Source organism: Vulcanisaeta souniana JCM 11219, from assembly GCF_026000775.1.
GTDB classification, from domain to species: Archaea; Thermoproteota; Thermoprotei; order Thermoproteales; family Thermocladiaceae; genus Vulcanisaeta; species Vulcanisaeta souniana.
Genome location: NZ_AP026830.1, coordinates 788,400 through 803,123, shown reverse-complemented (window position 1 = coordinate 803,123; position 14,724 = coordinate 788,400). Strand labels below are relative to the sequence as shown.

10 protein-coding genes and 1 pseudogene are annotated in these 14,724 nt (G+C 45.5%); 10 read left to right on the top strand and 1 reads right to left on the bottom strand.

Annotated elements, in window-relative coordinates; translation table 11 throughout:
* The first annotated feature begins 76 nt into the window (after positions 1-76).
* From Vsou_RS04215 to Vsou_RS04195, 4 genes and pseudogenes are all read left to right on the top strand, one after another.
* Positions 77-1,024, top strand: a complete 948-nt coding sequence (locus Vsou_RS04215; protein WP_188602495.1) for an aldo/keto reductase — start codon at positions 77-79, stop codon at positions 1,022-1,024.
* A 56-nt stretch (positions 1,025-1,080) separates the two neighbouring features.
* Entirely contained in the window at positions 1,081-1,698 is a 618-nt protein-coding gene (thiE, locus tag Vsou_RS04210) for a thiamine phosphate synthase (RefSeq protein ID WP_188602496.1), read from the top strand.
* Between the two features lie 121 nt (positions 1,699-1,819).
* Positions 1,820-2,447 (top strand): annotated as a pseudogene (locus Vsou_RS13280) (mechanosensitive ion channel domain-containing protein).
* Between the two features lie 55 nt (positions 2,448-2,502).
* Positions 2,503-3,720, top strand: a complete 1,218-nt coding sequence (locus tag Vsou_RS04195) for a redox-regulated ATPase YchF (protein WP_188602497.1) — start codon at positions 2,503-2,505, stop codon at positions 3,718-3,720.
* Positions 3,721-3,724: 4 nt separating this feature from the next.
* On the opposite strand, the gene Vsou_RS04190 is transcribed toward Vsou_RS04195, so the two are convergent.
* On the bottom strand, positions 3,725-5,653 hold the full coding sequence (locus Vsou_RS04190) for an arginine--tRNA ligase (RefSeq protein WP_188602498.1): 1,929 nt from the start codon (positions 5,651-5,653) through the stop codon (positions 3,725-3,727).
* 481 nt (positions 5,654-6,134) lie between these two features.
* Between Vsou_RS04190 and Vsou_RS04185 the strand changes: the two genes are divergently transcribed.
* The 6 genes from Vsou_RS04185 (at position 6,135) to Vsou_RS04160 (ending at position 14,720) form a co-directional block, all read left to right on the top strand.
* Complete coding sequence (locus tag Vsou_RS04185; protein WP_054843449.1) at positions 6,135-6,407, top strand: DNA-directed RNA polymerase subunit H; 273 nt, start codon at positions 6,135-6,137, stop codon at positions 6,405-6,407.
* 158 nt (positions 6,408-6,565) lie between these two features.
* Positions 6,566-9,991: a DNA-directed RNA polymerase subunit B gene (locus Vsou_RS04180; protein ID WP_188602499.1), complete on the top strand. Its 3,426-nt coding sequence runs from the start codon at positions 6,566-6,568 to the stop codon at positions 9,989-9,991.
* A gap of 39 nt (positions 9,992-10,030) precedes the next feature.
* Complete coding sequence (rpoA1, locus tag Vsou_RS04175; protein WP_188602500.1) at positions 10,031-12,706, top strand: DNA-directed RNA polymerase subunit A'; 2,676 nt, start codon at positions 10,031-10,033, stop codon at positions 12,704-12,706.
* A gap of 24 nt (positions 12,707-12,730) precedes the next feature.
* On the top strand, positions 12,731-13,888 hold the full coding sequence (gene rpoA2, locus Vsou_RS04170; protein WP_188602636.1) for a DNA-directed RNA polymerase subunit A'': 1,158 nt from the start codon (positions 12,731-12,733) through the stop codon (positions 13,886-13,888).
* 62 nt (positions 13,889-13,950) lie between these two features.
* Positions 13,951-14,262, top strand: a complete 312-nt coding sequence (locus Vsou_RS04165) for a 50S ribosomal protein L30e (protein ID WP_054843450.1) — start codon at positions 13,951-13,953, stop codon at positions 14,260-14,262.
* Between the two features lie 5 nt (positions 14,263-14,267).
* Positions 14,268-14,720: a NusA-like transcription termination signal-binding factor gene (locus Vsou_RS04160; RefSeq protein ID WP_054843511.1), complete on the top strand. Its 453-nt coding sequence runs from the start codon at positions 14,268-14,270 to the stop codon at positions 14,718-14,720.
* The last annotated feature ends 4 nt before the right edge of the window (positions 14,721-14,724 follow it).

Below are 14,724 nucleotides of genomic sequence, written 5' to 3'. Positions count from 1 at the left end.
ATTCGCTATGACCTGAAGCCGATAAGTAATGAACCTCGCAATAATGTTTAAATGTAGATAATCAATGCCTTTTTCAATGGAGTATATAAGTCTTAGTAGGACTGGACTGAGGGTCTCAAGGATTGGTCTTGGTGCATGGCAGTTTGGTGGTGATGCTTGGGGACCTTATGAGTATGGCATTGCTAAGGAGGTTATTGCTAAGGCTTTTGAACTTGGCATTAACTTCATAGATACCGCGGCTGTTTATGGGCGTGGCCACAGTGAGGAGTTTGTGGGTAAAACGATTAGGGAGTTGGGTATAAGGGAACATGTTGTTATTGCCACCAAGGTACCGGGTGATTGGCATAGGTATGATGATGTACTTAAGGCAGCAAGACGAAGCAAGGAAAGACTTGGTATCGATGTTATTGACCTCCTTCAGCTTCACTGGCCGGCTTGTTGGCATAATGTGCCAATTTGCGAGACAATGAGGGCCATGGAGAAGTTAGTCGAGGATGGTGTAATTAGGTACATTGGTGTTAGTAATTACCCGCTCCAGCTACTTGAGGCTGTTCGTTCGTGCCTTAAGAAGAACGACATTGTCAGTTCCCAAAATAGGTATAATTTAATTGAGAGAGAAGTTGAGAAGGAGCTCTTGCCCTACCTACAGCGTGAAGGAATCACACTCATTGCATGGAGTCCGTTGGCAAAGGGTGCAGTCACGGGTAAGTACAGCCCGGAGAATAGGCCCAGGGGTGACTTGAGGGAGAATGAACCTGTGTTTTACTTGGATAATCTTAGGGAAATAAGTACGAAATTAATACCGGTGGTTAGGGAGTTGTCGATAAAGTACAGTAAGACGCCAGCCCAAATAGCGCTTAATTGGCTTGTAATGCATGGTAATGTGGTGCCAATACCAGGGGCTAAGAATGCTGCACAAGTTGCTGAGAATGCTGGTGCAGTTGATTGGAGGTTGAGTGAGGAGGACTTCAAGAGACTCGATGAGGCAAGCAGTTCCCTAACAATAACATATGTTACTTGGTAATTATTTACGCATTACAGTTACTAGCTTTATTAAGATCTACATGAGTAATATCACGTATGCAGCTTCCTCGTGGGATTTATGGTATAACGGATACTAGTTATACTGTAAAGAGTCATGTGAATGCTGCTAGGGTATTCCTTGAAGGCGGAGTTAGGATTATTCAATATAGGCGTAAGGAAGGTAGCATTAAGGTCCTGCTTGAAGAAGCTAAGGCTATTAGGAGACTTTGTAATGAGTATGGCGCCGTATTAATAATTGATGATAGGGTAGACATTGCAATACTAAGCGATGCGGATGGGGTCCACGCGGGACTTGATGACGCACCTGTGGATGAAATTAGGAGGAGATTCGGTGGTTTAATAATTGGTGCAAGTGCCAGTACTGTTGATGAGGCATTACAGGGTGAGAGAGCGGGCGCTAATTATATAGGCGCCGGCTCGGTGTTCCCAAGCCCGACAAGGCCCGATTACAGAATAACCGGTCTGGATGGATTGAGGAACATTGTTAGGTCGGTAAACATACCGGTCTACGCCATAGGCGGTATAACACTCGAGAGTATACCGGTGATTAAGGCAATGGGTGCCTGGGGCGCCGCGGTTATCTCGGGAATACTTGCCGCCAAGGACCCAGTTAAGATGGCTAAGGCATTCGTCGAGGCTTGGGAGAACGTGTAGTTCTTTCTATTGGAGTAATTCTATACTTAATGCATAACGGTTTATGCCGAGATATATATTGGGTAATGCTTATTATTAATTGATATTTAGCAAATAAAACGTGGCAACTACTACACCTGAGATGAGTGGGAAGGAGGTTGCCAGGCACTATGCCAACGCCATAGTTAAGCTTGTGATATATATATAATCGTATACGTGGTGGTAGCCGCTATAGTTCACTGGATAATAACGTCCTTGCTACCGATGTTTGGCATAAATGTTAAGCCGTATGAGGGTTACGTAAATGTACTGCTTGCACTTGCCTTTGGCTACCTAATCGTGTCAGCCTTCGCCGACGTCATTTATTGGGCTATGAGGTTTAGGTATGACCACCCAACTGCTAGGGCCATGAGGAATGTATTCCTACAATAGGCATTGGCGCGTTGGTTGCAAGTATTGCCGGTGCCGTTGGTGGTGGAGTCGCCGGCGTGGCTGTGGGTGGGTTCCTCGGCATTGTGATTGGTTTCGCGGTTCAGCAGGTCCTTGGGCAGGCGGTGGCTGGCTTATTCCTGCTATTGGCTAGACCGTTTAAGATTCATGATCACGTTAATTTACTTGGTGAGGATGGCATCGTTAATGACGTGGCAATATTGTTCACCGAGGTTATTAAGAGTGATGGTACCAAGGTCTTGATACCTAATAACTCAATAATTGGTAATAAGATATACCTACTGCCTAAGCAGCAGCTTCAGCAGCAACAGCAGAAGTGATGTTGGGTTAAAATACAATATTAAATTTATTAATTGGTGTTATTCCTTATTCCTCGTGCCTTTGCAGAGCCATGTTCAGGTTGGTATTGTTGGTAAGCCAAATGTTGGTAAGTCCACATTCTTCGCCGCTGCAACGATGATCGACGTTAAGATCGCGCCATACCCCTTCACCACGATTGAGCCCAACGTGGGTATTGGCTATGTCAGGATACCCTGTGTGTGCAGGGACTTGGGTGTTAAGGATAATCCCAGGAACTCCATATGCATTGAGGGTAATAGGTTCATACCAGTGGAGCTAATTGATGTTGCTGGTCTAGTACCCGGGGCTTGGCAGGGTAGGGGCTTGGGTAATCAATTCCTTGATCACTTGAGGAGGGCTCCGGTGCTTATTCACGTGATTGATATGGCTGGTGCGACTGATGAGGAGGGTAGGTTGGTTAAGCCTGGTTCTCATGATCCATTGGTCGATATCGAATTCCTTAGTAATGAGGTTACCATGTGGATGGTTCAGATGCTCAGTAAGGATTGGGATAAGTTGGTTAGGCTTGTGGATTATGCAAAAAGGCCATTGTTGGATATCCTATATGAAAGGTTCAGTGGGTTAGGCATAACCCAGGCACAGATAAGTGACGCCTTAGTAAAGTTGGACCTGGACAAGAAGCCGCTTAGTAGGTGGAGTGATGATGATATTAAGGGTTTCGTTTCCATGCTTAGGGAGTTGAGTAAGCCCATGGTTATTGCAGCGAATAAGATGGATATTCCAGAGGCTGAGGATAATTACAGGAGGATTGTTAAGGAGGTGGGTAATAAGTACAGGATAATTCCAGTCAGTGCTGATTATGAATTGGCCTTGAGGAAGGCCGCCAAGGCTAACTTGATTAAGTATGTGCCGGGTGATGATGATTTCGAGATAATATCAAGCACCCTAAGCAAGACCCAAAGGGACGCTCTAGAGAGGATTAGGGACTTCATGCATAGGTGGGGTGGTACTGGCATCATCAAGGCATTGAATACGGCGGTGTTCGATGTTCTCGGCATGATAGCCATCTACCCAGTGGCTGACGAGAGGAAGTTCACGGATACCGAGGGTAACGTACTGCCTGACGTCCTATTACTACCCAGGGACGCCACGGTACTGGACCTAGCCAGGGAAGTACATAGTGAAATTGCCGAGAAGGCGGTTACAGGCATTGATGCTATTACGGGTAAGAGACTTGGTGTTAATTCAAGGCTTTGGCACAGGGCGGTCATTAGGATATACATAACAAAGTGAAATATTACATTCTTTTCAATTTGGGGATCCCAAGTATGTCCATTATATTTCCAAGTACGGTCTTTACTGCATTCACGAGGTTTATCCTGAATTCTCTGACTTCGGGTTCCGCATTTAGCACTGGGTATTTCTCATAATAACTATTGAATACAAGGGACAACCTATTCGCGTAATCAATTAAGTTCTCGAGCCTTAGTTCCTGCGCCGCTCTAGCGATCACTTCAGGATATTCGCCGAGCATTAGTATTATTTCCTCTTCCTCACTCGGTATACTGCTCGGGATTTGAATATCCTTGGGCAACTCACCAGCCTTTTCTAAAATACTATTTGCTCTTACGTAGGTATACTGTATGAATGGTCCACTATTCTGCTTTAGGTTAAGTACCTTATTCCATGAAAATGTTAATGGCTTATTGGGACTCACTGAGAGGAAGGAGTACCTAATGGCGCCGGCTGCGACTGCCTCAGCTACCCTGTTTGCCTCATCCTGCGGGAATCTGTCCTTCACAATGTCCATGACCCTGATCTTGGCCTCATTCAATAACTCATCAAGGGATACGTAAATCCCCCTTCTGCCACTCATCTTAGTGCCAGCTAGGTTAACCATTTCATACGAGTAGTGAATTAGTTTCATGGCCATTTCATGATAGCCCATGGCATACAGTGCGAGCTTAAGTTGTGCCTGTGGATGAGCCTGCTCGGATCCAATGACCCTTATTAATTTATCGAATTTAAAGTTGCTCCAGAACCAAAGGGCGTAAGCAATATCCCTAGTTAGGTATAGGCTTGTTCCATCGCTTCTAAGTAATGTTGCCTTTGGTATGTACTTGGGAAGTTTAAGTTCGTCCCATAGTCTCAGGTCTTGGGCGTACTTATCAGCCCTAAATACCAGAGCGCCATCGTCCCTTTCAATATATTGAGAAGCCTTCCTAAGCAACTCATTAATTACCTTGGACACGCCGCCGCTGTCTACGGCTACCTCGCTCTCGAAGTCCCAGGAATCAAAACCAATACTGAGCCTGTCCAGGGTGATCCTAAAGCCCTTAAGTACGATATCCACGGCTTCCCTAATGATCTTCCTCACAAACTCATCTCCATCTTCATAAGCCTTTGACCATTGCTTAACCATCGTCGGTAAATCCTCGAACTTACCTAACTCCCTAAGCAAGGCTTCAGTGAGTTCCTTGTCCCTCTCCATGAAGCTATTAATCACCGAAACCCACTCATCTCTTTCATTGATCAATTTATTAGCATCCTCAAACCTATTCTCTTTCTTCAACTGTTCAATTTGCTTGCTCAGTCTCTTAATTTCGCTCACGGCATAAGTAACCGAGTATACAATGCCCATGACCTCATCCGGCTTCAAACCATTATTGATCCTATTAAGCACTAATTCCTTAGATACATAATACCCAATGCCCACGTAGGGCATCTGGTCCCCACAGTCATTCACGTAAAAATGAACCCTAACGGAGGCTCCGCAAAAACGGAGGAGTCTTGCCAATGAGTCACCGAGTACAGCGTTTCTACCGTGGCCAATATGCATGGGCTTTGCAGGATTAGCACTCGTGTGCTCTATAATGTAGCTACCGGTGGGGCATTTATCACTTATTCCGTATTTACTACCCAATTTATTAATTGCTGACAGTACAATACTTGCATAATCCCTGGTGTTAATGCCAATGTTCAAATAACCATTAATTAATACCACCTTGTTAATTAATTTAAGCTTGGGCAAGATCCTGCTTATTACTTCATTGAGATCTCCGTGCTCCCTGGCTATGTTGTGCATTGGTATTGCTAGATAACCGTACTGTGATGGCGCCCTAATGACTTCATTTATGTACCCAGTAACATCTTTATTAATTTCTGAGCTTAGAAACCCAAGGAGGCTCTGCACATCCCTAATCACTTCATCATATGGGTTATTCATTACGGATATGCTACTAACCCGCAATTAAATATTTTAATGCTATGTTTATAACCGACATGACCCCTGAGGAGTTGTTTTTATGATAGAAGTTCTCTACGTTAGTTCTCCCTGGCAAAGGACTAATGACTTGATGCCATTTACTAGGTGCAATAACGGTTTACTTTTCATGGAGCACCAGGCGGTTTTCTTTTTATGATATTAATGCATTAGTACTTGCGGTCTCATCAGTCATTGGCGTACGTAAGGTCCTCAATATTCCCTTTTCGTGAACTTCATCACACATCGAGCATGGACCGTATATACAGGAATCATCAATTAAATACGCCTTAATTCCGTGCCCTGTAGGCCCATTAAAGAAACGCCCATGTGTTCTAAAAAGGGAAGATCACATGAATAATATTCGGGGTGCACAATCCTGCCTTAAAGGTCGAGGCTCTAAGTACGTTGTAAGGCTTATATATCCTAGTGATTCGCGTACTTTGTGAGTGCTGGAGGTAGGAGGAGGAAGTCGGAAGAACGTTTTAAGAGGGTTCTTGAGCATGAGTATATGCCCAGGGCCGAGATCGTGCCCAAGGAGGAGGTTAAGGAAATACTTAAGCAGTTGAATGCTAGGATGTTCCAACTGCCCTGGATTAGATCCAGTGATCCATTGGTCAGGGCAATCGGCGCCAGGCCAGGCAATGTTATTAGGATAATTAGGAGGTCAGACACGGCCGGTGAGTTCGTCACATACAGGTTCGTAGTACCTGGATGAAGCACATACTCCTTATTGATTCAACTCACTTATTGACAATACACAAAGCAATTTAAATAGCCCCTTTTACTAGTATAGGCTTGGTCATGAATATTTGCTTCCTAGAGGAATACTCTGGAAAGAGTTTAAATATTCATTTAAGCATGGGGTGATTGATCATGGGCGTGGATAATCCTAATACTGAGCGCAATAGGGCATTGGACTCTGCGCCAATACCAGTACTAAGATCCAGGAGGTTACGTGGTGTTTTTCCATCAACTGATGAAAGGTGGGCCCTGGTTGATGCATTCATCAGGGAGGGCGGTCTTGTTAAGCACCAGCTTGATTCATTCAATGACTTTGTGGAGAAGAAATTACAGGAAATTGTCAGTGAGAATAGTATAATTGAAACTGAGGTAAAGGGGCTCTACATAAAGCTTGAGAGGATTGAGGTGGGTAGGCCAAGGGTAAGGGAAGCCGACGCCAGTGAGCACGTTCTATACCCAATGGAGGCAAGGCTGAGGAATTTGACCTACGCGGCGCCGCTTTACTTAACAATGTCGTTATACGTAAACGATGAAGAGGTTGACAGACAGAAGGTGTATATCGGTGATTTACCGATAATGGTTAGATCAAAGTATTGCAACTTACATGGACTTAAACGGCAGGAATTAATCAGTAAGCTTGAGGATCCTGACGATCCAGGCGGCTACTTCATTATTAACGGTAGTGAGAGGGTTATTGTTTCCCAGGAGGATTTGGCACCGGACAAACCATTCTATGATAAGGGTGATAAAGCCAGTATTACGCATGTGGCCAAGGTAATATCGATTGGCGCTGGTTATAAGACCACGGTCACGGTTGAGAGACATAAGGACGGCATTATATACGTGATATTCCCAGCAATAGCCACTAGGATACCGTTCCCTATAGTAATGAGGGCGCTTGGTCTCGAGACGGATGAGGATATAGTGCTTGCTGTGAGTGACGACCCTGATATTCAAAATGAGTTATTGCCATCACTTCAGTTTTCTATGCAGCTCGCCAACACGGTTGATGATGCATTGGACTTCATAGGTAGTAAGGTGGCCATTGGACAGCCCAGGGATGTCAGGATTGAAAGAGCTAGGCAAGTGCTCGATAGGTACTTCTTGCCGCACCTAGGCACTACTGAGGAGGTTAGGGTGAAGAAGGCGTTGATGATTGGGCAAATGGTTAAGGGAGTCATTGAGATGTACCTTGGGCGTAGGCAGCCGGATGATAAGGACCACGTAGGCAACAAGAGGGTTAGGTTGGTCGGCGATTTAATAGCCCAGTTGTTCAGGACGGTCTTCAGGCAGGTAATGCAGGATGTAAGGCAACAACTTGAGAGGCATTACTCTAGGGGCAAGATTCCAAGCCTTGTTACATTGGTTAGGGCGGACATAATAACGGAGAGGATAAGGCACGCATTAGCCACGGGCAACTGGATAGGGGGTAGGACGGGGGTTTCCCAAATGCTGGATAGGACTAATATACTATCCACGTTGAGTCACCTAAGGAGGGTCGTATCTAACCTAAGCAGGACACAGCCACACTTTGAGGCTAGGGACCTGCATCCAACCCAGTGGGGTAGGCTTTGCGCCATTGAGACTCCGGAGGGACAGAACTGTGGTTTAGTAAAGAACCTGGCACTGCTCTCCACAATAACGGTTGGTGTTAATGAGGAGGAAGTGGAGAAGATGCTGTATGATTTAGGCGTTGTTCCAATACTGAAGGCAAGGAAGGAGGGTACCAAGGGTTCTGAGGTTTACCTTAATGGTAGGTTGATTGGGATTCATGGAGAACCCGATAAGTTAGTGAGTATAATAAGGGAAATGAGGAGAAGGGGTCAAATAAGTCATGAGATAAACATTGCAAGAATAAGGAGTGAGCATTTGGACGAGGTTAGGGTTAATTGTGATGGAGGTAGGCTTAGAAGGCCGTTATTGATTATTGATAATGGAAAACTAAGGCTAAAGCCGGAACATATTGAGAAGTTAGTGAAGGGTGAGTGGTCCTGGAGTGACTTAATTAGTAATGGAATAATAGAGTTCCTAGATGGTGAGGAGGAGGAGAATGCCCTTGTTGCTATAAACCCTGAGGAGGACATGAGTAAGTACACGCACATGGAAATCGTTCCATCAGTCATGCTTGGTGCAGTTGCCTCAATAATACCATACGCAGAGCACAACCAATCGCCAAGGAACATCTATGAAGCTGCAATGGCAAAGCAAAGCCTTGGATTCCCGGCGGCTAACTATAGGTTCAGGATGGATAGTAGAGGGCATCTTCTGATTTATCCTGAAAGGCCATTGGTGATAACCAGAGGTATGGAGCTCAATGGTTATTTAAGGAGACCAACTGGGCAAAACGCAATCGTTGCCTTATTAACCTACACGGGATATAACATGGAGGATGCCGTAATCCTAAATAAATCATCAATAGAAAGAGGAATGTTCAGGAGTGTGTTCTTTAGGACATACGAGACAGAGCAGATGAGGTACCCAGGCGGTGAGGAGGATAGGATAGAGATACCATCCGCAGAGGTCAGGGGCTACAAGGGGCCTGAGGCCTACGCCCACTTAGATGAGGACGGTATAGTATCACCTGAGGTGTTTGTGTCAGGTGGTGAGGTTCTAATAGGCAAGACATCGCCACCTAGGTTCTACGGTGTTTACGCCGAAACCGTCGTGTCCAGTGCAAGGAGGGATTCTTCAATAACTGTTAGGCGTGGTGAGAAGGGGATCGTTGATAGTGTTGTGATTACGGAGACTAACGAGGGTTATAAACTCGTTAAGGTTAAGGTCAGGGAGTTGAGGATACCAGAGCTTGGCGATAAGTTTGCCAGTAGGCATGGGCAGAAGGGCGTGATGGGCATGATGATACCGATGCAGGACATGCCATTCACCGAGGATGGGATAACGCCAGACGTAATAGTCAATCCACATGCATTGCCCAGCAGGATGACTGTCGGCCAATTATTAGAGTCAATGGCAGGTAAGGTTGCCGCATTGAGGGGGTTAATGATTGACGCGACGCCGTTTGAGGGCGTAACCGAGGAGGAACTCAGGGATCTTTTAATTAGGTCCGGTTTTAGGTGGGATGGTAAGGAGATTATGTACAGTGGGTTGATGGGTAGAAAGCTTGAGGCTGACATATTCATCGGTGTTGTTTATTATCAGAAGCTCCATCACATGGTTGCCGACAAGATACATGCGAGGGCTAGGGGCCCGGTGCAGATATTGACTAGGCAGCCAACGGAGGGTAGGTCCAGGGAAGGCGGTCTTAGGCTTGGTGAGATGGAGAGGGACGTGCTGATAGCCCATGGTGCAGCCGCCCTACTTAGGGAGAGACTTGTTGAGTCCAGTGACAGGTATGTTATGTATATTTGTGAGGAATGCGGCATGATTGCTTGGTATGATTCTAACAGGGGTAAGCCTGTATGCCCAATACATGGTGATAAGGGTAGGATCGCAAGGGTTGTTGTGCCCTATGCCTTTAAGCTAATGCTTCAGGAGTTAATGAGCCTTGGCATATACCCAAAGATTGAGTTGGGTGATTTAATTGAGGAGAGGAGGGTTTGATAAGGTTTATTTAATGGCTGATCAATGGGGTGATGAATAATGGCGGCACAAGCCGAGAAAACCTCCATTAGGGAGGAGGAAATACCACTTAAGACCATAAAGGCCATTAAGTTCTCCGTTCTATCACCAGACATTGTCAGGTCATTATCCGTGATGGAGATAACAACGTCGGAGACATACGATGAGGCAGGTAGGCCCATGGTTGGCGGATTAATGGACAAAAGACTTGGTGTTGTTGAACCAGGCGCCAGGTGCGAGACCTGTGGTAATCCACCCGATAAGTGCCCTGGGCATTTTGGCAGAATTGAATTAGCCAGGCCAGTAATCCACGTGGAGTACTCGAAGTATGTGCATGACTTACTCAAAACGACGTGCAGAGAGTGCGGTAGGATACTACTTACAGATGATGAAATAGAGAAGTATAGGAGGAGGCTAGAGAAATTGAGGGCTAGATGGAAATTACTTGCCGACAGGCTCATTGAGAGGATAAGGAAGAGGGCCATGGAGAGGACCGTATGTCCGCACTGCGGTGCCAAGCAGTATAGGGTTAGAATTGAGAGGCCGTACACATTCTATGAGGAGAAGGAGAATGGTGTTCTCGAGAGGCTCGATCCAATGAAGATCAGAGAGAGGCTCGAGAAGATACCAGATAGTGACCTGGAGTTGTTGGGCTGGGATCCAAAGGTTGCCAGGCCAGAGTGGGCCGTTCTTACCGTATTACCCGTGCCTCCGCCACAGGTCAGGCCTTCAATACAGTTGGAAACTGGGCAGAGGAGCGAGGACGACCTTACGCACAAGCTTGTAGACATTGTTAGGGTTAATGAGAAGTTGAGGACAGCAATTGAGTCTGGTGCACCGAGTAGTGTCGTTGACCAACTATGGGACCTGCTCCAGTACCATATTGCTACATACTTCAATAACGAACTACCGAACCTACCACCAGTTAAACATAGGAGCGGAAGACCGCTTAAAACGTTGGCTCAGAGGCTCAAGGGCAAGGAGGGTAGGTTTAGAGGAAGTCTATCCGGTAAGAGAGTTGACTTCTCGGCAAGGACTGTAATAAGCCCAGACCCTAACCTAAGTATTAACGAGGTTGGTGTGCCGATAGACGTTGCTAAGATGCTCACGGTACCCATGACGGTAACCGAGTGGAATCTTGACTTAGCTAGGCAATTGGTGCTTAATGGACCAGAGGTATGGCCTGGAGCTAACTACGTGGTTTACCCAGACGGTAGAAGGGTAGACCTTAGGTACTTCAGGGATAGACGTGAATTAGCAAATAAACTGGCGCCTGGTTTCATCATTGAGAGGCACCTAATAAACGGCGACATAATCCTATTCAATAGACAACCAAGTCTGCATAGGATGTCAATTATGGGGCACTTGGTTAGGGTATTACCTGGCAGGACCTTTAGACTTCACCTGGCGGTTTGTCCGCCGTATAATGCTGACTTTGATGGGGATGAGATGAACCTTCATGTACCCCAGAATGAGGAGGCTAGGGCTGAGGCTAAGACATTAATGCTTGTTCAGAATCACATAATAACGCCTAGGTATGGCGGACCAATAATAGGTGCAAGGCAGGACTACATAACGGGCGGTTATCTCTTGACTAAGAAGGATACGTTCATAAATAAGGAAGGCATCGCGTATTTACTGGCGGCTGCTGGTTATGATAGCGACATTGTTGAACCGGCCATAATGCATCCAAAGGAGCTTTGGACCGGTAAGCAAGTGATCTCAATGTTGTTGCCAAAGGACCTAAACTGGATTCAATCAACGGCAATCAAGGAGAGTTGTAAGGATCCATACAATTGTTATACAGATGAGTATATAATCATTGTTAATGGTTACATGGCCACGGGGGTACTTGACAAAAAGTCGATTGGAGCTGAGCAAGTAGACTCGCTTTGGCATGTTGTGGTTAAGAGATACGGCAATAGCTATGCCAGGAAATGGGTCGATTCAATACTAAGGTCGTTAGTTAGGTTCCTAGATCTTAGGGGATTTAGCATGGGAATAGATTCGTTAGAGATGCCTCTGGAAAGCTATAGGGAGCTTGATAAGCTTTATGAAGATAGTGAGAGGAAGGTCCTTGAGTACATCCAGAAGTTTAAGGAGGGTAAACTTGAGGCTGAGCCCGGTTTAACCGTTGAAGAGACCCTGGAGAACAATGTAACAATAGAGCTTAGCCGTGTCAGGGAGGCTGCCGCTCGCGTCGCTGAGAAGTACATTAATAAGGATGGTGAGGCCTACATAATGGCTAAGACAGGCGCCAGGGGCAGTATCGTCAATATAACGCAGATGGTTGCGATGCTTGGGCAACAGACAATAAGGGGTGAGCGTTTCAAGAGGGGGTTTGCTGGAAGGACTACAGCGCACTTCGAGTCTGGTGATCTAGGTCCAACAGCAAAGGGGTTCGTTAGGAATAACTTCAAGGTTGGATTGACGCCATTGGAGTTCTTCTTCCATGCTGCTGGCGGTAGGGATGGCCTAGTGGATACTGCGGTTAGGACAGCACAGAGTGGTTACATGCAGAGGAGGCTCATTAATGCGTTGCAGGATATTTACGTTGCTTATGATGGCACCGTTAGGAATGCCTCGGGCTCCATTATACAGACTAAGTATGCTGAGGATGGCATTGATGTTAGTAAGAGCGATCATGGTAGGCTCAACCTTGACGAAATATTTAGAAGGGCTGGTCTGAGTAGGTGACGAGGTATGGCAGAGACCAAGAGTATGGTGTCTCAGGAGGAGTTAAACAATGTATTGGTTCAATTAGCCAAGATATTGCCTCCAAGGATCATTGATGATTTAAGAAATAGATTAACAAACATGGAGGTAACAAGGGAGCAACTGGCAAGTCTCGTCAGGATCCTTGTGAATGAGTACTATAAGATGCTTATTGATCCAGGTGAGGCAATAGGCATTGTTACGGCGCAGTCCGTTGGTGAACCAAGCACGCAAATGATCCTTAGGTCATTCCATTTCGCAGGCCTTAGGGAATTCTCAATGGCACTTGGTCTGCCAAGAATGATTGAGCTTGTTGATGCCAGGAGAAAACCCTCAGTACCAATGATGATGATATACCTAGATGAAGAACACAGGAAGGATCCAAATAAAGCCCAGGAGGTTGCCTATAAGGTGCAGTTAACCACCATAGAGAATGTGACAAAGAGTGTTGAGATTGATTACATAAATTCCCAAATAATCATTGAGATTGATAAGAATGAACTTAATCAAAGGGGTTTAAGCATGGAGGATGTTAGGAAGGTCGTCGAGAGAATTAAGGGTAAGGGCGCACGGGTGGAGATCGAGGATAATGTAATAAGGGTCACGCTTGAGGAGGCAGACATAATAAAGCTCAGGAGGGTTAGGGATAAGATAATGCAGACGAGACTTGCTGGGATTAAGAATGTGAAGAAGTCACTGGTTAGGTATAGCGAGAGGGATGGTGAGTGGATAATAGAGACTGAGGGTACTAACCTCGAGGCAGTCTTAACAATAGATGGTGTTGACTATAGGAGGACGATATCCAATGATATCCATGAGGTTGCTGAGGTATTGGGTGTAGAGGCCGCAAGGACTGTAATAATGAGGGAACTAAAGAAGGTTCTTGACCAACAAGGTCTAGATACGGATTTAAGGCATTTAATGCTCGTTTCAGACGTAATGACCTGGACAGGTAAGGTTAGGCAGGTAGGTAGACACGGTGTTGTTGGTGAGAAGGAAAGCCCACTGGCCAGGGCAGCCTTCGAGGTTACTGTCAAGAACTTGGTTGAGGCGTCGATTAGGGGCGAGTTTGAGAATTTCAGGGGTGTTGTTGAGAGTGTGCTTGCCGGTAAGTACATCCCTATTGGTACGGGTATTGTTCAGTTACTAATGGAATTCGAATAAAATAATACCCGAGCGTGCTATTGGCATTAGGTTTAAATAGGGTTTTTTCAGGGCTGACTTGAATGATTGATATTTCACGAGAACTTCAGGTCGCGTTGAATACAGGTAAGGTGATGCTTGGTTATAAGGAGTCACTTAAGGCTATAGTTGATGGTTCAGCAAAACTAGTAATACTTTCCTCAAATGCACCTGCTGAGTTAGTGAGTACGGTGCAGTATTATGCAAAGATGTCGAATGTACCAATATACGTATTCCAAGGATCAAGCTGGGACCTAGGCGCTGCGGTTAGGAAACCATTCAAAATTTCAACCATAGCAATAGTAGACCCAGGGGAAAGCAATATATTAACCCTAGCAACGCAACGTAGTGGGTGATCATAATGCCAAGCATTAGATTAACAGAAGAGGAAATTAGATACGTGGCATTATTTGAAAAAATAACTGGAATAACACCAAGGGATACGGTAATTGATAGTCAATACAATAGAATAGTATTCATCGTTGATAAGAACTTTGCGCCGCTGGCTGTAGGCAAGAACGGCATCAATATTAGGAAACTAAAGGAATTGACGGGTAAGGATATTGAGGTAGTTGAATATGGAGAAACACCGGAGGAGCTAATCAAGAACAGTCTATATCCAGCAAGGGTAATTTCAGTGAAAATAACCAAGCTACCAAACAACGGAAACATAGCCATAGCCACTGTTCACAATGAGGACAAGGCAGTGGCCATAGGCAAACAAGGAAGAAACATAAACAGGGCCAAATTACTCGCCAAGCGATACTTCGACATAGAGAGAATAAAAATAGTATCACCAGAACAAAGCCAGTAATGTG